Origin of the sequence: Rhodococcus sp. IC4_135, assembly GCF_011602025.1 — a bacterium.
Taxonomy (GTDB): Bacteria; Actinomycetota; Actinomycetes; order Mycobacteriales; family Mycobacteriaceae; genus Rhodococcus_F; species Rhodococcus_F baikonurensis.
Genome location: NZ_JAAOLG010000009.1, coordinates 121,764 through 141,928, shown reverse-complemented (window position 1 = coordinate 141,928; position 20,165 = coordinate 121,764). Strand labels below are relative to the sequence as shown.

Here is a 20,165-nt window from a genome sequence, read left to right as displayed (position 1 = left end):
GGATGCCGAAAGGGAAGACGCACCACATGCATCGAACTTATGTTCGATTCGGATTCAGTCTGCCAGGTCACTCACCCACAGTCAACAGAGCGAATCTCAACCCTCACCGTCTCGTCACATTCAGATGTACGCATGTCTGCACTCCGTTCACTTTGGCCCCAGATCATTAGCGGCGTTCATAATCTCCATCCATACTGTTTCAGGAGTACTACTCGTATGTCGTTCTCGCGCAACACACGTAGGTTGACGGCCGTCGCCGGCGCCGTCGCCGTTCTGGCCGCTGCCGGCTGCAGCAGCAGCGCCGACGAGGCCACAGGCTCGAACGGCGCGACCGTCGATCGCGCCGCGACCGGCGAATTGTCCTCGAACGGCGGCGCTCGTCGCATCGACGGTGATCAGTCGGCCGCAGTGCGCGACGCCGTCAATGCCTCCGGCGCGAAGAACGTCATCCTCCTGATCGGGGACGGCATGGGCGACTCGGAGATCACAGCCGCACGCAACTACGCCGAAGGCGCTGCGGGCAGCTTCCCCGGCCTCGACGCCCTGCCGATCACCGGCCAGTACACGCACTACGCGTTGACCAAGGACGGCAAGCCCGACTACGTCACCGACTCCGCTGCCAGTGGATCGGCATGGTCCACCGGCACCAAGACCTACAACGGCGCGATTTCCGTCGACATCAAGGGTCAGGCCCAGTCGACCGTCCTCGAGATCGCCAAGGCGAACGGCAAGGCCACCGGCAACGTCTCCACTGCCGAGGTGCAGGACGCCACCCCCGCAGTGCAGGTCGCACACGTCAGTGGCCGCAAGTGCTACGGGCCGGAGGCAACGTCCAAGTCCTGCCCGGAGAACGCCATCGAGAACGGCGGCAAGGGGTCGATCAGCGAACAGCTCCTCGACACCCGAGCCGACGTCACCTTTGCCGGCGGCGCCAAGTCCTTCGCTGAGACCGCGAAAGCCGGTGACTGGCAGGGCAAGACACTCAACGAGCAAGCTGCCGCTCGTGGCTACCAGCTGGTGAAGAATGCCGCCGAGATGAACGAGGTCGGCAAGGCAGATCAGGATGCACCCGTGCTCGGCTTGTTCGCCGACGGCAACATGCCCGTCCGCTGGGAAGGCTCTGTCGCCACCCGTGACGGTTACCTGCAACCCGCCGAAACCTGCGTCGACAACCCCAAGCGAACCTCCGACGTACCCAAGCTCGCGGACATGACGCAGAAGGCGATCGACCTACTGAAGGTCAACGACAACGGATTCTTCCTCCAGGTCGAAGGTGCCTCGATCGACAAGCAGGATCACGCAGCCAACGCGTGCGGTCAGATCGGTGAAACCGTCGACCTCGACGAAGCTGTGCAGAAGGCACTCGAATTCGCGAAGACCGACGGAGAAACCCTGGTCATCGTTACCGCCGACCACGCTCACACCAGCCAGATCGTCACCAACGTCAGCGCGGACGACATCGCCACCATCGCCAAGGACCAGAACATTCCGGTCGAGCGCGCCCAGGAAATCGTCTACCCCGGACTGACCCGCAAGCTGACCACCAAGGACGGCTCGGAGATGACGATCAGCTACGGAACGTCCGAGGACCCGGCCGTCGAGTCCGAAGGACACACCGGAACTCAGTTGCGTGTAGCAGCTTTCGGCCCGCACGCCGCCAATGTCAGTGGCCTCACTGACCAGACCGATCTGTTCTTCACGATGACCGACGCGCTGGGTCTCGACCGTTCCAAGGTCGCAGCTCACTGATCTGACAACACCTGAATCAGCTCACCCACAGTCACACCAGAGCGGCCAAGGCGCGCACCCGATCTTCGGGTGCGCGCTTCGGGCAACTGGTGCACTTACCTTCACCGGGCACCTCGTAGATCAGGCAGCACGACGCCCGCTGCGTGAATCTGCGTCGCCCTGATGCCACCGGTGTCAATGGATTGGAAACGCGCACAACACTTTCATGACGGTCGACATCGACGAAACGCGGAACCGGAATGCCCGGGTTCTCGCCCCGGAGAACATCGATCAGACCGGCCGCAAATGCACTTCCACGCTCCCTCGCGCTACCGGCTGCGTCAAGGCTCCGATTGGCGATGGAATCCGTCGTGATCGCCCACAGCGCCTGCTGCCGAACGCCGGACACCTCGGCGAGTACTTCGATCACGGGGCTGAGCGAGCGGAACATCGCGTGACCCAACTCCGCCACACTCCGCGAGATCGGAATGACCGATCCGGCAGCGAACCCGCCCAGATAGCCGTTGTCACGCAAGAAGATCCGCCCACCGTCCAACGATGGATCGGCCGCGAACCCGGTGACCATCCCGGTTCCGATCGGAATGCCGGTCAGCGTCGAGCTGGCCGAGTACCACCACAACGTGCCGTTCACTCGGCTGTCCGAACTCCCCCACCGCTCGGCCGTATCGGCGACGCGAGCTGCCAACCATTGGGGGTCGGTCATCAACACCGCGGGCACCGTATCCGGATATGCGGTCAGGTCGTCGAAGAACGGCACAGCTACTGCCATACGGGCGTAGATCCCGGCTATCGATTCCGTCATGCCAGCCCCAATATCTCCATCCGCGGGCGTACGCCGCGTTCGACTCGCGCCTTGATGCCGAAAACCTCGGCCAACAGCGGCTCGTCCAACACCTCGACCGTAGACCCACACGCGCGGAGTTCACCTTCGGTGAGCACGGCAAGGTTGTCGCAGTACTCGACTGCCAACCGTAGATCGTGCATCGTGACCACAACTGCGAGCCCCGCCGACGCCAGTTCGGCGAGCAATTCCATCACGATCAACTGGTGACGAAGATCGAGATGATTGGTCGGCTCGTCCAACAACAGAACCTTGGGCTCCTGAGCCAATGCGCGCGCTATCGAGACACGTTGCCGCTCACCGCCCGACAGAGTCGACACGTCCCGTCCGGCAAGCTCGACCAAACCGACCTGCTCGATGCATCGATCCACGATGGTTGTGTCACGATCCGTGCTTCGGTCCAACCAGCTGCGGTGCGGAGTTCGTCCGAGTGCGATCGATTCACGGACCGAAAGTCCTGCCGAGACAGTAGGTTCCTGAACACTTGCCGAGATGGTTCGGGCGATGTCCTTACGCGAGAGCGTCGTCGAGTCGGCTTGATCGATCAGAACTGCGCCACCTGTCGGAGTCAAAGCGTTATAGCAGCAGCGCAGTGCCGTCGTCTTGCCACTGCCGTTCGGTCCGACCAAGCCCAATATTTCACCGGACGTCACTGCGAAAGTGATGCCGCGCAAGACTTCGCGGTTGCCGAGCCTCGCCCGGGTCTCGACGAGTTCGAGCAGAGGCGCAGCTTCGGCGTCCTTCGGGAGTGTCCCTGTTCTGGCCTGTGTCACTGTTCTGGTCTGCGTCACTGTTCGAGCCTCCGATACTGCCGGTAGAGCATCCAGACGAAGATCGGCGCACCGACGAGGGCGGTGATCACCCCGACCGGAACTTCAGTGGATTGTGCCACCGATCGTGCAGCGGTATCCGCGGCTACCATCGCGACGGCGCCAAGCAGGGCTGCAGCAGGGAGCAGTCGAATTGCTCTGGTGCCAACGATGAAACCGGCCAGATGTGGGATCAGCAGACCGATGAATCCGATTCCACCGGCAACGCTGACTGCCGCGCCCGCCAGTACGGAGACCGCAAGCAAGGACAACACACGGAACCGTCGGACGTTCATACCGAGTGCAGCAGCCCCGTCGTCACCGGTCTGCAAGACGTCCATCCACCGCGAACTGAGCAGAAGGGCGGTACCGACGACGACCAGCGTGATCGTCGGGAAGATCAGCGTCGACCATCGCGCATCACCGAATCCGCCTGCAATCCAGTGCATCACCGACGTCACGTGCCGATCGTCGGCCAACACCAGGATGCAAAAGGTGATGAGCGCCGAGAATATCTGGGCGAGCGCGACACCCACCAAAATGATCGCGGTCGGCTGCGGATACCGGCCGCCGATCAGCAGTGCGAGAAACAACGGGATCATCGCCCCGACGAATGCTGCGACCGGAATCGTGAAAACCCCGAGGAGGCCGGCGCCGAAACCCAGCACCGACACGAGCACCACCATGAATCCCGCACCCGACGAAACTCCGAGCAGATACGGGTCGGCAAGAGGATTCCGTGTGACAGCCTGAGCAACAGCACCCGACATCGCCAAGGACGCACCCACCACCGCAGCCGTGAGGGCACGCGGTAGGCGAGAATCGATCACGATCGACTCCCGCGCCGCGGTCCACCACGTCTCGAAAGTCCCTGGCGCCAAACGAGCTCCGACTATCGCCCACACGTCCCCGACGGGGATGCGTACCGATCCGAAGGAGACGGCCAGCCCCAGTACGACAGCCAGGGCGACCGACAAGCCGACAAGGAGGGCGCCGTACCCGTAGCGCGTGCGAGTCACTTCGCCGCGTCAGCGCCCGGATGGAATGCCGTCGCGATGGTCTGTGCCGAACGCACCAACCGTGAACTCTCGAACAGGTCCGCGAGAGGAACCACGACGAACCGGTTCTGCTGAACAGCAGGGGTGGTCGCCATCAACGGCTGAGCACGGAGGAAGTCGATCTTCTGCTCGGCTGTCTTGTCGCCGTAGTCGATGACCACGATCGCCTGGGGTGCACGCTCGGCAACAGCTTCCCACGATGCATCGATGTAGGGCTTCGTCCCTTCGGCGAAGATGTTCGAGACGCCGGAGTATTCCGCAACCAGTTGACCGACACCGACTCCGCCGATGGTTGTCGGAACCTGATCACCGCTGTCGTAGAAGAAGGTGGGTACCGGCGCTGCGTCGCCGACCGAAGCGCGGACGGAATCGAGACCATTGCTGATCTCCTCGGCTACCTCACGGGCCGAATCTTCGACGCCCAGGACTCGGCCGAGTTGCGTGTAGTCGTTCTCGAGCAATCCGATATCGGGGAAACCGGTGCCACAGTATTCGGAGAAGAGGAAGGTGTTGATTCCACGCTCGCCGAAGGCGTCTCGGGAGCGCCCTTGCTTCTCGTTGAAGGCACTGGTCATTCCTCCGACCACGAAGTCCGGATCGACGTCGAGAACCTGCTCCATGCTGGGGAACGTATCGGAGAGGCTGGGAATCTTGTTGAATACATCGGCGGTCTCAGCAGTCGGCGGGTTGTCGCTGTACGCCCGACCGACGATCCGATCACCCGCACCGATTTCGATGAGCGCCTCGGTGACATGCCCGTTCAAGGACACGATGCGTTGCGGCGGCGAATCGAATGTCATCTCTCGATCGCAGTTGGTCACCGACACCGGTTGCGCGAAGGATTCCGCAGCCGACGCGGACTCCGATTCCTGACCTTTGGAACAACCTGCCGAAACCAAGGCGACCGCGATGAGAACAGCGGCGGTGCGGGACGGGGAGAACTGAAGTGACACGGGGACCTCGTAAGGGCTCTGAGCCACGAATGAGAATCCGACAGACAACTCCGCCCGCACGCTGATCCTCGGCCAGAGCTCCTGCTGGACTTCCTTTTCGTAGACCACGACGAATGGATGTCGCACACCGCGCGGTGGGTAATCGGGCTTGCCGACGCTCGGTGACTACCGAGAATCGACCTACCGTTGCGGGTCAGCGCCGGATTCGGACCGGCTTCCCCCACACGCGTGGCTTGCAAGTGCTTCGAGCAGTATGCATGACGTTTCCGATTCAAGACCAAACGCCCACTACAGTCGATCTGGCCAGACACCCCCACACACCGGAGTTGATACATGACACGCTGGGCCCAAACCGTCGTCGCCCGGAAATGGTGGGTACTGAGCCTCGCGGTTCTGATTGTTCTCATCAGTGGGGTGTGGGGACTTGGAGTGTTCGGCAAGCTCAGCCAGGGCGGATTCATCGATCCGGGCAGCGACTCCGCGAAGGTCGCCGACATCATCGAAGACAATCTCGGCCCGCAGACCCCGGACATCATCGCGATCTACACGCCCACGGACGGTAAGTCTCTGGACGACATCGGCCCGGCAGTGACGGCCGCCGTCGACCAGTTCAAGACGGAAGTGCCGACGGCATCGGTGAAGTCGTACTGGGGAACGGACGCCGCGGCCAAGGCCAGCCTGCTCTCGAACGACGGATCCATGGCGGCCGTTGCGATCACGTTGGCACCGGACTCGGGCGTCACACCGGCTACTTTCGCCGATCTCTTGCCGAAGCTCGAAGTCGATGGTGCCGAGGCACAATTCGCGGGTAATACGGTTGTCGGCGTCGCGTTCAACACCAAGCTGGAGAAAGACCTGGTGGTCGCCGAAGCCATCGCCATTCCGATCACTCTGGTGCTGCTGGTCTTCACCTTCGGCGGCGTCGTCGCTGCTGCGGTTCCGGTGTTCGTGGGTGTTCTCAGTGTCCTGAGCGCGTTGGCGGTTCTGCGGATCCTCACGTTGATCACCGATGTGTCCTCGTTCTCGATCAACGTCGCTTCTCTTCTCGGGTTGGGACTGGCCATCGACTACGGACTGTTCGTTGTCGGCCGGTTCCGTGAAGAACTGAATTCGGGCTCGGACCCGGGAGCGGCTGCTCAGCGGACAGTTCTGACCGCGGGTCGCACCGTCATGTTCTCGGGTCTGCTGCTGATCTGCGCGTTCAGCGGCATGCTCGTTTTCCCGCAGGCCGTCATCCGGTCTCTGGGCTTCGGTGCGATCGCTGCAGTACTGAGCGCGGCAGTCCTGTCGCTGACCGCTGTGCCTGCGCTGCTTGCCATTCTGGGGCATCGCATCAACGCCCTGACGTGGCGCAAGGATGCGGCGCAACGCGGTGAGGAACGCTCGCGCAAGTTCTGGGGCCGCGTCGTCACGTGGGTGATGAAGCGTCCGGTCGCGGTCTCGGTGACGATCGTGGCCGTGCTGCTCGTGATGGCCTCGCCCCTGCTCGGCGCCCGTTTGGGAGAACTCTCGTACACCGCACTGCCGGACAACGACCCCGCTCGCGTCGCAATGGACACGTTGGTCAACGACTTCCCGCAGACCGGAAACGGCGCGACGATGATCCTTCAGGCCGAGGACGGGAACACTCTCACCCCGGCCGAAGGTGCAGCGATCGCCGAGTCCGCCGGTCAGGTCGAGGGCATCGGTCAGGCGACCGTCGTCGCGAGCACCAATCAACTGATCGCGGTTCAGGCTCTCTACAGCGAGGGCTCTACACCCCAATCACAGAGCGCCGCAGTGACAGATTTGCGCGAGATCTCCGCTCCCGACGGAACGGTGCTGCTTGTCGGCGGTGGTCAAGCCATGGTCGACGACGGCAACAACGCCGTCCTGCACTGGTTGCCGGTGATGATCCTCATCATGGTCGGATCCACCTTGATCCTGTTGTTCCTCGCGTTCGGTTCGGTGGTGCTACCCATCAAGGCGGTGCTGATGGCCGCACTGAGCCTCGCGACCACCTTCGGTGTTCTCACCTTCGTCTTCCAGGACGGTCACGGCGTCGAACTCCTCGGGGTCAGTCAAACTCCGCTGGAAGCGACGTTCGTCGTGCTCATCCTGGCGGTGGTCTTCGGATTGTCCACGGACTACGAGGTTTTCCTGATGTCCCGGATGGTCGAGGCCAAGAACGCGGGAGCGACGACGGAGGAAGCAGTCAAGTTCGGAACCGAACGCACCGGCCGCATCGTGACGGCCGCCGCCCTACTCCTGATCGTGGTGACGGGGGCCTTCGCGATGTCCGGGTTGTCGGTGATGAAGTTCCTGGGCGTCGGCATGATCGTCGCGCTGATAGTCGACGCGACCATCATCCGCATGTTGCTCGTGCCCTCACTCGTGAAGTTGATGGGCGAAGCGAATTGGTGGGCTCCCGCGTGGATGAAAAAGGTCCACGCGAAGGTCGGCATCGGCCACTGACCGTGACTGGGCCATGTCGCTGGAGAGTGCCTGGGATCCTGCGGAGAGTCGTGTTTGACTAGGGGTCGTGGATGACTTACCCGAGAGTGTTGTGGTCGGCTCAGCAGCGTTTTCGCGAGTCGACTCGGACGATTCGTTGGCGTGCTGGACATCGATCATCGATGTCCAGGGGGTCGGTGACTCCAGGCCGGTGAGTCTGGTTATCGAGCCGGCCACCGTGCCGGAGTCGGCGGTGCGTGAGCTCGCTGCGACCGTGATCGCCCGGTTCGGTGAATTTGCCGAAGTCGCCGCCGATTACCTGCGTCAACAGCTGCGTGAGCCACAGTTCGGCCTCCCCCACTCCGAACTTGTGGAGTTGGACGCCACGGAGTCACTGTTCGGCGAACCTGAGGCGGTGATCTGGGCTGACGGAACCTGGCTGCTGCGGTTCGCTGAGTCAAGGCTCGAGATGGCCGATCCTTTCGGGATCGGTGTTCTGTTCGCGGGAACAACCCCGTATGCGGTCGAGGACTTGTCGGGCGCTGAACCGGTCTAAGTTTGTCGGCCTGGCCACGCCATCGCCTCGACGATGGTGCGCCGGTCTACTGGCGGCCGGCCCGTGGCGTTCACCCCCTCGGACCAACGGCCGCCGCATCTCATCCGAAATCACGTAACGCGATGCAAGGAGGGCACACCCCACTGCGCCCGAAACTCTTCAGCAACAGGACATAGTGGATTTCCCTGATCGGGCAGTCGTCCTCGAGGATGACTGCCCGATCGCCTAAATCGCTCCGCAGGGCGATGTTCTCCGAAGCTGATTTCGTCAGACTTGGAGCATGACAATTTTCGAATGGATCCTTGCAATCCCCGCTCTTGCACTTGCCGTCGCGTTCTTGTTCTCCGGAATCATCACCGCGGGCATCGACTTCGACACCGAGGACGGTGTCATGACGCACTGATGGTCGTTTCCCTCTAGCCGTCGATCTTACTTTGGAGTAAGTTAGCGACTATGGCCACTTACATCGTCACAGGCGGTACCGGATTCCTCGGACGAGCCGTACTGCCGCTCCTGCTCGAGCGTGATGAAACCGCCCAGATCCACGTGCTGGTCAGAGCCGGTTCCGTCGCCAAACTCGAAGAACAGGTGTCGGCGATTCCCGACGGCGATCGGGTGCATCCACTCATCGGAGATCTCACCGAGCCCGAGCTGGGGATCGACTCTCCCCCGCTTGCCGACCACGTCCTTCACCTCGGGGCGATCTACGACATCACAGCCGGAGACGAGCAGGCTTCGACAAATGTCGAGGGCACACGCTCCGTGGTCGAACTTGCCGCGAAACTGGGAGCCACACTTCATCACGTGTCATCGGTCGCAGTCGCGGGCGACCATCCGGGCACCTTCAGCGAGACCGATTTCGATTGCGGCCAAGGCTTTCCGACGCCATACCACCGAACCAAGTTCGAGGCCGAGAAGCTCGTTCGAGAACGAGAAGGCCTCACCTGGCGCGTCTATCGACCGTCTGCCGTTGTCGGCAACTCCGTCACCGGAGAGATGGACAAGATCGACGGTCCGTATTACTTGTTCCCCGGCCTGGCGCTACTCGCGAAACTACCTGCAGCACTACCCGTCCCGATCCCCAACCTCGGCGCAACCAACGTGGTGCCGGTCGATTATGTGGCCACTGCCCTCGTCGAGTTGATGCATGTGCCCGGCCGTGACGGCGAAGCGTTCCATCTCGTCAATCCGAAACCTCAACCGGTACGCGAAATCTATGCCGGCCTCGCCAAGGCCGCAGGAGCGCCGCGGCCCGCACTCAGCCTGCCGGGCGTGATCGCCAAACCCTTTGTCTCGCCATTGCCGATCGACTCGGCAGAATCAGCACGAAAGGTCTTCCTCGATCGCATCGGCATGCCTGCAGCATTGCTTGACAACATGACGATGGCGCCGACCTTCACCTCCGAGAGAACCGTTGCCGCCCTCGCCGGATCAGGCCTCACGGTCCCCGAGTTCGGGTCGTACTCGACCGTGCTGTGGAAGTACTGGCGCGCAAACCTCGATCCCAATCGCGCACGTCGCAACCATCCCGAAGGACCACTTGTCGGTCGGATGGTTTTGATCACCGGCGGCTCGTCCGGAATCGGCAAGGCCTCTGCCATCGCCGCCGCCCAGAAAGGCGCCACAGTTCTCCTCATCGCACGCCGCACCGACGAACTCGAGGCCGCGGTACAGGAGATTCGATCAACCGGAGGCAAGGCGTTCGGTTATCCCTGCGACATCACCGACGACGAGTCGGTCCAGCACACGATCAAAAGCATTCTGGCAGAACATGATCACGTGGACATGTTGGTCAACAACGCCGGCAGATCCATACGGCGCGGCATTTACCATTCCACGGATCGTTTCCACGACTACGAACGAACGATGGCCGTGAACTACTTCGGCGCTGTGCGATTGGTGCTCGCATTGTTGCCCACCATGCGTTCTCGCCGCTTCGGCCACATCGTGAACATCAGCAGCGCGGGAGTCCAGGCGGCAACGCCTAGATTCTCTGCCTACGTGGCGAGCAAGGCCGCCCTCGACGGCTTCTCCGACGTAGCTGCCTCCGAAACCCTGGCAGACGGAATCACTTTCACGACCATCCACATGCCGCTGGTCGAAACGCCGATGATCGCTCCGACCGGTGAATACAACAACGGCCCGATTACCAGCCCGGAAAAGGCTGCGGCAATGGTGATCCGCGCGCTGATCGAACGCCCCAAGCGCATCGATGTGCCGTTGGGAACTCTGGGTGATCTGGGAACCCTGTTCGCACCGCACACCAAGGACCGGATTCTCAACCAGATGTACCAGGCCTTCCCCGATTCTCCGGCGGCAAAGGGTCAGGTAGACAAGGAAACCCCGTCAGACGTTCCGGCAACACCGTCGCGTCAGCGCCATTCACGCTCGCGCATCCGCAAACTCGGCCGTCGTGCTGCCCGACTCGTGCCCGGTACGCACTGGTGACCGGTGGTGTGACTTCGTCTCGGAGCGTTTCGGCAAGAGGAACGGATCTGTAGGTTCAGTCGGCGAATCCTCACCGGGTCACGCTGACAAAAGCAATCAACCGCCAGTTGCACAGGGTTCCGTATCGGTGCCTGCCCCCGGGACCACCAGACCAGACTCGTAGGCGATGACGACAGCGTGCGTCCGATTCTGAGCACCGAGCTTTGCCAGCACGTTCCCGACATGCGTTTTCACTGTCTCCAGGCTCACAACCAGAACCTGAGCAATATCCGAGTTGGACAGCCCGGTGGCCATCAACCGCAATACCTCTTCCTCCTTTGCTGTCAGCGCTGCATTCGGGAACGCCTCAGCGGAGACCAACGGGCGGGGCGTAACCATCCGGCGTAGCGCGGCAGGGAACAGGATCACTTCGCCCGCCGCCACCACACGTACTGCCGCTGCGATCTGCGGGACTGGGAGCCGCTTCAGCACGAAGCCACTCGCGCCCGCACTGAGTGCGGCCGTGACGTAGCCATCGTTTTCGAAAGTGGTGATTACCAAGACTTTCGGCGGTTCGGTGCACTCGGCCTGGAGGTGCCGAGTTGCCTCTATTCCGTTGCGCAGCGGCATCCGCACGTCCATCAGCACCACATCCGGACGAAGTTGCCGCGAAAGCTCCACTGCTTCGATACCGTCGGAAGCCTCGCCGACGACCACAATCCCGGGCTGAGCTGCGAGCAGCATACGCAGGCCGCTGCGGGTAACGTCGTCGTCATCCGCAATCAGCAGGGTGACTGGCATGCTTGCAGGGTTGGAGGCGTCCTCACTCCAATTGGCTTCGGTCATCGTGCCACGCGTACCGGCAACTGAACACTCAATCGCCAGCCCTGGGCTCCGTCCGGTCCAGCCTTGAACTCACCGTTCAAGAGTCGCACGCGCTCGGCCAAACCTGCCAGGCCGCGCCCTGATCTTCGAACTACGTCTGCCTTTCCCCCGGTCACTGCCCCGATGTTGTTGACCACTCTGAGCTCGACGCTCTCCGAGCCGACTGCCACCGTGATTTCGATCGGCCCGCTGTCCCCGTGCCGCAGAGCATTGGTCGTCCCCTCTTGCAGGATCCGGTACGCCGCGCGAGAGAGTGTCCCCTGGATCTGTGAAAGGTCACCCGACAGGTTCACCTCCACAACCGCCCCCGCATGCCGCAACCGATCAATTAACGCAGGCAAGTCCGACAGCGTCCGAGAAGGTACAGCCCCAGGCCTCTCCTCGCGAAGTACACCCAGTACGTAGTCCAGGTCCTCGAGCGCTGCCCGTGTCGACTCCTCGATGCTACGCATGGCGGCCCTCGCGGCGGCAGGATCGGAGGCAAGCACCTCGCCGGCCACCGCCGCCTGGATCGTGGCGGCGGTGAGCGTGTGTCCGATCGAGTCGTGCAACTCGTGAGCGACCCGATTACGTTCGGCCAGTTGCAGTTCACGTTCTTCCGCCAGCGCGAGCCGTTCAGCCGTGGACGGCCCCAACAGTCGTGGCGCCAGCCATCTCAGCAGTGTTGCCACCAGGACACAAATTCCTACCGCAAGCAGGAGGCAGCCGGCCGCCACGACCCAGGTCCATCCACCCGTCACGTCAACCGACGTATCGAACAGACTGATTCGCGCCGTGCCGCCGAGCCAGTTCCCCGGGAGCGAAATCCCCATGATGAAAAGGACGCTGGTCGCGAGCGCCGCCAGCCAACCCACCATGACATGCAGGACAATCCAGAGCGGGGCCCGCCAGCGATCAATGTCCGAGAGGTTGGGAGTACGGTGTCCGAGCGCTGGACTCGGCAGCGACACCTGCAGCAGTCGGCGGGCAGAAACAATGAGCGCGCGTCGCACAGGATGCACCAGGCCGAGTGCTCCTACCAAAGTCACCCATATGAGCAGGACCGAAAGCACCCGGACGAACTCGGGTGCGGATTGCCACGCGAGAGCAGGCAACATCGCTACCACCAGAAGTGGCAGGCTTGCCAACACACCACAAAAGGCGAAAAGCACAGCTGAGTATGTAGAGCCCCGCATCAGCGGTCTTAGTCCTGTGATCATGATTCGACAAGTATGACTGGGCCGCTCGGCGATGGCCTCCCCCGATCGAGGGAGATGGTTTTCCCGCGTCGGAGCGATGCGCGACCAATCCTCCAGCAGACAGGATCGTGTCCAGACCTATCAATCTCTCCAAGGAGTTCTACTGATGCGCCGCCACAGTCGACAGGGCCAACCTCCCTCACCCCAAAGACAAAGCCGGAAACGGCACCGCGCCCTCTGTTCCGTCGCAATGACTCTCAGCGTGGTCACCCTCGGTGCGTGCTCGTCGTCCGCCGATACCGCCGCTGCGCGGCACGATGCGGTTCAACGCTCACTCGACGCAATGGTGAGCGAGGACGGACTACCCGCCGCCCTCGCAAGCATCCAAGACCGAAACGGCAACTCCCACAACTACACCGCAGGAGTCGGTGACCTGACCACCGGATCAGAGGTACCGCACAACGGCCAGATACGAATCGGCAGCAACACCAAAACCTTCACCGCAGTAGTGGTCCTGCAACTGGTCGCCGAAGGAAAGATCGAACTCGACACCCCCATCGAAACCTACCTACCCGGACTCGTCCGCGGAGACGGGATCGACGGCCACAACATCACCATCCGCCAACTCCTCCAACACACCAGCGGACTCCCCAACTACAGCAACTACCTGGAAGACGAAGTCCGATATTACGACCCACGCGAACTTCTCGACATCGCGCTCGAACATCCTGCCGACTTCGCCCCCGGAACGAGTTGGAAGTACAGCAACACCAATTACGTCCTCGCCGGCCTAGTCGTACAGAAGATCACCGAAACACCCCTCGCCGAGGAGATGAACCGGCGAATCTTCGCGCCGATCGACTTGCAGCACACATACTTTCCTGAACCATACGACGAGAAGATCTCGGAACTTCACCCCCGCGGCTACTACCGGGAGTCATCGGACGCGCCTCCCCTCGACATCACAGAGATAGACCCCTCGTGGGGATGGGCCGCAGGGCAATTGATCTCCACCACCTCGGACCTCAACCAGTTTCTCCACGCACTCCTCGACGGACGATTGCTCCCCGCAGCCCAACTCGACCAGATGCGCACTACCGTCCCCGCGGAGGAAACCTTCGGACCCGAGGCTCGCTACGGACTTGGGTTGGTCAGCCGTCCGCTACCGTGTGGCGGCCTGTCCTGGAGCCACGGCGGCAGTTTCCCTGGATACGAGACACGCGGGGGCGCTACCGACGACGGACGCGAAGCGAACATCGCGGTCACCATGCAAGTAGTTGACGACGCCACCCGGAGAAAACTCGAACACGCGGTGGATATCGCCCTTTGCCGCTGAGGCCTCCTGTCAATCACCAAAGGCCGCCTACTCCGAAATAGCTCGTCAAACCGACAGTATCGGCCGCGAGACGCGGGACTCCGAGGTGCAGCCAGCTACACCCCGTACGCTCCGGCACGCACCACCGAGAGACTGCACTTCGCACCATGGAGGACGCGTACGCACGTCAATACTGTTCTCTGCATGTGGAACTCACCACGAGATTCGACGAACAGGAGACCACAACCAATGACCACCCTTCGACGTCGCCCGCTGCTCACTGTGCTTCCGGCAGTCACCGCTGCAGCCCTCATATTGGGCGTGAGCGGATGTGGTGACACCACTGACTCCACTGATTCCACTCGGCAAAGCGACGCTGCCGTGCAACAGGCGCTCGACGGCGTCATCGAGCAGGGGATCCCCGGCGCACAACTCGTGATCTCCGACCCGTCGCGGGGCACTCACATCATTCGTGCAGGAATGGGAAACACCGCCACCGGCGAGCCTATCCCCGATGATGCGCGGGTCCGAATCGGCAGCAACACAAAGGCCTTCGTCTCGACCGTCGTCATGCAACTCGTCGACGACGGACTGCTCGACCTCGATATGAGCATCGAGCACTACCTGCCCGGAACGGTCGTAGGCAACGGGAACGACGGCAACCGAGTCACCATTCGAGATCTCTTGCAGCACACCAGTGGACTGACGGACTACCTCGCCGCCGGCGGAGCACGGCCGGAAGACATCAAGCCCGGCCAGCTGCTGGTGGGGACAAGCGCACAACCATCGGAGCACTTCTCCCCCACTGAACTGGTCGATATCACGATGTCTCTTCCACCCGGCCCGGAAGCCAAAGACAAGGCTGTCTATTCGAACACGAACTACATTCTGCTCGGGATGCTCATCGAGAAGGTCACAGGACGCCCTGCCGCGCAGGAGATCACCACCCGCATAATCGATCCGCTCGGACTGATGGACACCTATTTTCCCGCCTCCCGCGAGACACAGATCCGCGGTTCTCATCCACAGGGCTATCACCCGATTGACGGCATTCAGGTCGATGTCACCGATGGCGACGTGTCGTGGGCCGACACCGCCGGTGCGATGGTCGCAACGGGCGCCGACCTCAACACTTTCTTCACGGCTTTGCTACGCGGCGATCTCGTCTCGAATGACAGGCTCGCCGAGATGAAACACACCGTGCCGTTCGACAGGAGCCCGCAGGACAGCTACGGACTCGGACTAGTCCGCGTGAACAGCTCCTGCGGGAAGGAGATCTGGGGTCACGGCGGCGGAATTCCCGGCTTCGGCACCTCGGGCGGAGTCGATACCACAGGACGCGCTGTGACTCTCACCCTCAATCACATCCCGATGAGCGAGGACGCCTTCGTAGCAGCACAGCGAGTTGTCGACGCAGCGATGTGCGAGGAGTGAAGGAAACATGTTCGTGCACGACTTCGCACGCAACATCGAACAACAATTCTTCCCGAGCGAACGATGTCCCGAACCCTACCAATCCTCAGGAGTTCTACTGATGCGTAACAATATTCGAAAGGGCTTCCCTTCCTCAGATCGCCGGCAGGACCGCAAACGGCACCGGACCTTTTCGGTCGTTACCGCGGTGGCCCTCGGTGCCATGACGCTGGCGTCCTGCTCGCCGTCATCCGCCCTCAGTCCCGATACCGTCGGTTCTTCCTCCACCGAGTCCGACGCGGTTCAACGCTCCCTCGACGCGCTGGTGAGCGAGGACGGACTACCCGCCGCCCTCGCAAGCATCCAAGACCGAAACGGAAACTCCCGCAACTACACCGCAGGAGTCGGTGACCTGACCACCGGATCAGAGGTACCGCACAACGGCCAGATACGGATCGGCAGCAACACCAAAACCTTCACCGCAGTAGTGGTCCTGCAACTGGTCGCCGAAGGAAAGATCGAACTCGACACCCCCATCGAGACCTACCTACCCGGACTCGTCCGCGGAGACGGGATCGACGGCCACAACATCACCATCCGCCAACTCCTCCAACACACCAGCGGACTCCCCGAGTACGGAATACACGTCAATGACGAAGAGATCAGATACCGCTACGCTGACCCCCACGATTTGCTCGACGTCGCGTTCCAACACCCCGCCGACGCACCGCCCGGAACGAGTTGGGGGTACAGCAACACCAACTACATTCTGGCCGGCCTACTTGTACAGAAGGTTACCGGCCGCCCCCTCGCCGAGGAGATGAATCGACGTATCTTCGCGCCGATCGGCCTGCGCGACACCTACTTCCCATCCCCGGGAGACATGACCATCCGGGGTCCCCATCCCAAGGGATACCACCGCACCGCACCAGACAGCCCACTGAGTGACGTCACAGAGATGGACCCGTCGTGGGGATGGGCCGCAGGGCAGCTGATCTCCACCACCTCGGACCTCAACCAGTTCCTCGACGCGCTACTCGACGGACGACTGCTCCCCGCAGCCGAACTCGACCAGATGCGTACCACCGTCCACGTCGGCGGGCCCACTGGACTCGAGTACGGCCTCGGCCTCACCAGCAGGACTCTCTCGTGCGGCGGGGTCTACTGGGGCCATGGCGGCGACATAGTCGGTTACGAGACCCGCGGCGGCATCACCGACAATGGGCGCGCCGTAAACCTTGCGGTGACTGCTCTTCCCTCGACTGCGTCCGCCACGCAACACGTCGTAGACACCGTGGACAGAGCTTTGTGCAGTTAAAGCTCTGGTGACAGCGTAACCCGGAATCTCACCCGAGTGACACTGTACCGCCCGACGAAACATTCGGTCGGTTATTGGCCGAACGGACCAATGCGGCCAACGTGTCCGCTGCCACACTTCATCAGTCCATGCGGCACAACGCAATTCAGGAGACATGATGAAGTCGGAACGCGCCACAGTTGAGGAACCCTCGCATAGCGGCGGCAAGTCGATACAAAACATATTGGACAACAAGTCAATTCGTCGAACAACGACTATGACTGTTGGGCTGCTCAGTACGATCTGGATGATCGACATGATAGATCGCGTGATGATCGGGCTTGCACTGCCGATGATCGGAGACGAATTCTCCCTCAGTAATACGCAATTGGGCGGAGTCGTGTCGATCTTCGCCATCTTTTACATGCTCGGGCAGGTCCCCGGCGGCATGCTGGCCGACCGATTCGGACCCCGACCACTGTTGATCGTTGCGTTGATCCTGTGGTCGGTGTTCACCGCACTGACAGGATTCGCCTGGGGACTCGTCTCGCTGATGGTCATGCGTGCGATGTTCGGGCTCAGCCAGGGTCTCTTCCCAGCAGCGTCGTTCAAAGCTCTGGCTGAGCGAACCCGTCCGAAAACTCGCGCCACGGCCATGGGCTTCATGATCGGTGCAAACAACCTGGGCCCCGGCATCGCACCATTGATCATCGCCCCAGTTCTCATGGCCGTCGGTTGGCGGGACGCATTTTGGCTGGTGGCCATAGTCGGCGCCGTGATCGGCACAGTCGTCTGGTTGGTGCTCCCGGCGCCGTTGGACACAGAGATCACGGAAGATCCGGAGGCCGCACTGCAACCGCTCGCCAGTGAACACTCACGCGCCGCGGTATTCAAGTCCGTTTCGGTCTGGAAGTTCGCACTTCTGTTCTGCCTGGCCAACATGACCGGATATGGGCTGTTGACCTGGGTGCCGAGCTACCTCCTCAACGAAAAGGGGCTCTCGCTGATCGATACGGGAATCTTCGCGGCGATCCCGTTCATCGTCACGGCATTGGCCATCGTCGTCGGTGGACGTCTGGTGGACAAGTACTTTCACGACAGCGCGCGCATTCTGCTCGTTCCGTGCATGGCCACCTCCGCCATTCTGCTGTTCTTGATGACTACCACCGATACCGTCGCGATGTTCACGTTCTATCAAACCCTCGCGATGGGCGTCAGCGGACTGTGCTCGATGTCGATCTTCGCCCTCCCGTTGCGGGCATTGCCTGCCGAATTCCTCGGTTCCGGAATGGGTTTGATCAACGGTTGTGGACAGCTTGCCGGTTTCATCACCCCCCTCGTGATGGGATGGATGGTGGACCAGTTCTCGTACATGGCCGCGTTCGGAGTCCTGGTCGGCGCGACGGCTGCGGCGGCTTTGGTGGCCATGATCGTTCCACAAACCCCGGCGAAATTCTGAGGGCTCTCACGTGGTCCGGCGAAGTGGCCGCTGAAGGGTCGTTCCCGGCAGTGGCCGCTTCGCCGATCCGGAGCTGACCCCGGTGCCAGCTCGTCACCTCACTGCATCGAACCCGTTGCGTGAGCGCCGAAGTGCGCGCCCTGCAAGCTTCCCCGTCGGCACCCCGTCCGTCAGTGCCGGTTGCCCATTGACCACAACGTGCCGCATTCCGGTCGCATACACTCTTGGGTTGTCATATGTCGCGAGATCCTCTACCTGCGAGGGGTCGAAGATCGCCAGATCGGCGTATCCCCCTGGCGCAATGTAGCCCCGCTTCGCCAAACCGAAGTTTTCAGCAGGAAGGCTGGTCATTCGGCGAACGCATTCCTCGACTGATTGCCCGCCAATGCCGTGGGTGTAGCGGCTCAGAATACGGGCGAAAGTTCCGAATGAACGGGGGTGGACGGGTTGCCCCGCGAAAAGGGTCTCCGTGCTTTGAGCATCGGCATCGGAACCAACCGAAACCCAGGGACGCTCGAAGGCAATTCGCGTGTTGTCCTCCGACGCAATGAAATAGGCAGCTTCGGCTGTGGGGAGAGCGTCGAGAACAGCCAGTATGGTGTCTACCGGGTCGTGATGCCCCATCCTCCGAGCAATAGATCCCAGAGCTTCCCCCGCTCGGATCCCGAGTGCCGGTACCTCGGACAAGATCGTCACCCCATCGGCACCTCCGGACGCAGCGTAGAGATTCTCCCAGTCCTCGTCCTCACGATGGATCCTCTCGCGGATCTGGTCTCGGACACCGGTCGAGTTCAGGTGCGTGCGCCCGGCCGTCGTGTCACGACACCGAAACTCCGGTGGCAACGCGGCACTGAGCAGCGTGTTCCCCGCCTCGTACGGATATACGTCCGCGGTGATTCGCACACCGTCCTCGCGAGCCGACTCAACCAATTGCAAGGCATCGGACATTTTGTGCCAGTGCGACTTACCAGCAACCTTGAGGTGATAAATCTCCGCACGCGCTCCTGTCGTGCGAGCGATGTCGATCAGTTCCTCGATGCTTTCGAGGAACCTCTGCCCTTCACTTCGAAGATGGCAGATATGGACGGCATCATGCCTGGCGAGCACCCGCGAAAATGCTCGCAACTCGCCGGTATCCGCATAGCTTCCGGGTGGATAGATCAGAGCCGAACCAACTCCGAGAGCTCCATTTTCAAGCTCCTCGTCGAGCAGGGTGCACGCGTCGGCCAGCTCTTGTTCGCTCAACAGGCGATTGTCCACACCCGCAACCACCATGCGCAGATTCGCTGCGCCGACGAAGCTCGCCACGTTGAAACCGACGCCGTCCGTCTCCAAGGATTCGAGAAAATCGTGCAGCCTCGGCCAATGTGATTGCACCCCAGACGGAATCGCACCCAATCCGAGCATCGCCGGAGTCATCGAACCCGCGACCGGTCCGAGAGACACGCCTTCACCGAAGACCTGGGTTGTGACCCCCTGATACAAGTCCGACAATCCTCGCGGGTCTTGCTGCAGCGTGAGGTAGCTATGACTGAGCACATTCACAAAACCGGGAGCCACCATGCAACCGCGAGCATCGATGTCGATCGCCCCCGACACAGCACCGATCGTTCCGACTTCCACGATCGTGTCACCCGCGATCGCAACATCCGCTTTCCTGGGCAGGCTCCCTCTACCATCGAGCACAGTCCCGTCCCGAACGATGATTGTTGGCAGCATCACGTCTCCTCCACGGTGGCCTTGCTGTCGCGAGATGCGACCCTGTTCACTCTGCTCAATCGTGGAAGCGAAA

The 20,165-nt window shown here is 61.8% G+C and carries 16 protein-coding genes and 1 riboswitch; of the genes, 9 read left to right on the top strand and 7 right to left on the bottom strand.

What is annotated here, in order from left to right; translation table 11 throughout:
- Window positions 1-216: 216 nt before the first annotated feature.
- On the top strand, window positions 217-1,749 hold the full coding sequence (gene phoA, locus G8767_RS18095; protein ID WP_124566500.1) for an alkaline phosphatase: 1,533 nt from the start codon (window positions 217-219) through the stop codon (window positions 1,747-1,749).
- A 31-nt stretch (window positions 1,750-1,780) separates the two neighbouring features.
- Here phoA and G8767_RS18090 read toward each other — a convergent pair whose 3' ends face one another.
- The 4 genes from G8767_RS18090 to G8767_RS18075 are packed head-to-tail and all read right to left on the bottom strand — an operon-like array spanning window position 1,781 to window position 5,410.
- Window positions 1,781-2,551, bottom strand: coding sequence for a (2Fe-2S)-binding protein (locus G8767_RS18090; RefSeq protein WP_166810962.1), 771 nt, complete (start codon window positions 2,549-2,551; stop codon window positions 1,781-1,783).
- Entirely contained in the window at window positions 2,548-3,381 is an 834-nt protein-coding gene (locus tag G8767_RS18085) for an ABC transporter ATP-binding protein (protein ID WP_166810960.1), read from the bottom strand. Before G8767_RS18085 ends, G8767_RS18090 begins: the two co-directional genes overlap by 4 nt.
- On the bottom strand, window positions 3,378-4,418 hold the full coding sequence (locus G8767_RS18080) for an iron ABC transporter permease (RefSeq protein WP_166810958.1): 1,041 nt from the start codon (window positions 4,416-4,418) through the stop codon (window positions 3,378-3,380). Before G8767_RS18080 ends, G8767_RS18085 begins: the two co-directional genes overlap by 4 nt.
- A complete protein-coding gene (locus G8767_RS18075; RefSeq protein WP_185564422.1) occupies window positions 4,415-5,410 on the bottom strand; it encodes an ABC transporter substrate-binding protein in 996 nt (331 codons plus the stop codon). Before G8767_RS18075 ends, G8767_RS18080 begins: the two co-directional genes overlap by 4 nt.
- A 115-nt stretch (window positions 5,411-5,525) precedes the next feature.
- Window positions 5,526-5,672, bottom strand: a riboswitch (cobalamin riboswitch).
- A 71-nt stretch (window positions 5,673-5,743) separates the two neighbouring features.
- On the opposite strand from G8767_RS18075, the gene G8767_RS18070 reads away from it, so the two are divergent.
- The 4 genes from G8767_RS18070 to G8767_RS18060 all read left to right on the top strand — a co-directional run bounded on the left by G8767_RS18070 (window position 5,744) and on the right by G8767_RS18060 (window position 10,847).
- Window positions 5,744-7,864 (top strand): MMPL family transporter, encoded by a 2,121-nt coding sequence (locus G8767_RS18070; protein WP_166810956.1) that lies wholly within the window; start codon window positions 5,744-5,746, stop codon window positions 7,862-7,864.
- Between the two features lie 67 nt (window positions 7,865-7,931).
- Complete coding sequence (locus tag G8767_RS18065) at window positions 7,932-8,399, top strand: hypothetical protein (protein ID WP_235171826.1); 468 nt, start codon at window positions 7,932-7,934, stop codon at window positions 8,397-8,399.
- Window positions 8,400-8,679: 280 nt separating this feature from the next.
- Window positions 8,680-8,802, top strand: a complete 123-nt coding sequence (locus G8767_RS36365; RefSeq protein ID WP_019747629.1) for a hypothetical protein — start codon at window positions 8,680-8,682, stop codon at window positions 8,800-8,802.
- A 50-nt stretch (window positions 8,803-8,852) separates the two neighbouring features.
- Window positions 8,853-10,847, top strand: coding sequence for an SDR family oxidoreductase (locus tag G8767_RS18060; RefSeq protein ID WP_166810954.1), 1,995 nt, complete (start codon window positions 8,853-8,855; stop codon window positions 10,845-10,847).
- A 96-nt stretch (window positions 10,848-10,943) separates the two neighbouring features.
- On the opposite strand, the gene G8767_RS18055 is transcribed toward G8767_RS18060, so the two are convergent.
- Together G8767_RS18055 and G8767_RS18050 are read right to left on the bottom strand one after the other, a co-directional pair.
- Window positions 10,944-11,627 carry a response regulator transcription factor gene (locus G8767_RS18055; protein WP_206029477.1) on the bottom strand — a complete coding sequence of 228 codons (684 nt, stop codon included), beginning with the start codon at window positions 11,625-11,627 and terminating at the stop codon, window positions 10,944-10,946.
- A 41-nt stretch (window positions 11,628-11,668) separates the two neighbouring features.
- Entirely contained in the window at window positions 11,669-12,862 is a 1,194-nt protein-coding gene (locus tag G8767_RS18050; RefSeq protein ID WP_346843006.1) for a histidine kinase, read from the bottom strand.
- Between the two features lie 277 nt (window positions 12,863-13,139).
- Between G8767_RS18050 and G8767_RS18045 the strand changes: the two genes are divergently transcribed.
- From G8767_RS18045 to G8767_RS18030, 4 genes are all read left to right on the top strand, one after another.
- Window positions 13,140-14,225, top strand: a complete 1,086-nt coding sequence (locus G8767_RS18045) for a serine hydrolase domain-containing protein (protein ID WP_206029476.1) — start codon at window positions 13,140-13,142, stop codon at window positions 14,223-14,225.
- A gap of 228 nt (window positions 14,226-14,453) precedes the next feature.
- A complete protein-coding gene (locus tag G8767_RS18040; protein ID WP_166810946.1) occupies window positions 14,454-15,638 on the top strand; it encodes a serine hydrolase domain-containing protein in 1,185 nt (394 codons plus the stop codon).
- Window positions 15,639-15,738: 100 nt separating this feature from the next.
- Window positions 15,739-16,935 carry a beta-lactamase family protein gene (locus G8767_RS18035; RefSeq protein ID WP_240952387.1) on the top strand — a complete coding sequence of 399 codons (1,197 nt, stop codon included), beginning with the start codon at window positions 15,739-15,741 and terminating at the stop codon, window positions 16,933-16,935.
- Between the two features lie 286 nt (window positions 16,936-17,221).
- Window positions 17,222-18,373 (top strand): MFS transporter, encoded by a 1,152-nt coding sequence (locus G8767_RS18030; protein ID WP_240952385.1) that lies wholly within the window; start codon window positions 17,222-17,224, stop codon window positions 18,371-18,373.
- 93 nt (window positions 18,374-18,466) lie between these two features.
- Here the strand turns inward: G8767_RS18030 and G8767_RS18025 are convergent, their stop codons facing one another.
- Window positions 18,467-20,092, bottom strand: coding sequence for an amidohydrolase family protein (locus tag G8767_RS18025; protein WP_166810944.1), 1,626 nt, complete (start codon window positions 20,090-20,092; stop codon window positions 18,467-18,469).
- Window positions 20,093-20,165: the final 73 nt, after the last annotated feature.

Bases quoted from the DNA above. Each gene is read 5' to 3' on its own strand.
- G8767_RS18055 (WP_206029477.1), bottom strand. From the start codon at position 11,627: ATGCCAGTCACCCTGCTGATTGCGGATGACGACGACGTTACCCGCAGC.
- G8767_RS18060 (WP_166810954.1), top strand. From the start codon at position 8,853: ATGGCCACTTACATCGTCACAGGCGGTACCGGATTCCTCGGACGAGCC.
- G8767_RS18025 (WP_166810944.1), bottom strand. From the start codon at position 20,092: ATGCTGCCAACAATCATCGTTCGGGACGGGACTGTGCTCGATGGTAGA.
- G8767_RS36365 (WP_019747629.1), top strand. From the start codon at position 8,680: ATGACAATTTTCGAATGGATCCTTGCAATCCCCGCTCTTGCACTTGCC.
- G8767_RS18040 (WP_166810946.1), top strand. From the start codon at position 14,454: ATGACCACCCTTCGACGTCGCCCGCTGCTCACTGTGCTTCCGGCAGTC.
- G8767_RS18070 (WP_166810956.1), top strand. From the start codon at position 5,744: ATGACACGCTGGGCCCAAACCGTCGTCGCCCGGAAATGGTGGGTACTG.
- G8767_RS18030 (WP_240952385.1), top strand. From the start codon at position 17,222: ATGATCGACATGATAGATCGCGTGATGATCGGGCTTGCACTGCCGATG.
- G8767_RS18045 (WP_206029476.1), top strand. From the start codon at position 13,140: ATGACTCTCAGCGTGGTCACCCTCGGTGCGTGCTCGTCGTCCGCCGAT.
- G8767_RS18035 (WP_240952387.1), top strand. From the start codon at position 15,739: ATGCGTAACAATATTCGAAAGGGCTTCCCTTCCTCAGATCGCCGGCAG.
- G8767_RS18090 (WP_166810962.1), bottom strand. From the start codon at position 2,551: ATGACGGAATCGATAGCCGGGATCTACGCCCGTATGGCAGTAGCTGTG.
- phoA (WP_124566500.1), top strand. From the start codon at position 217: ATGTCGTTCTCGCGCAACACACGTAGGTTGACGGCCGTCGCCGGCGCC.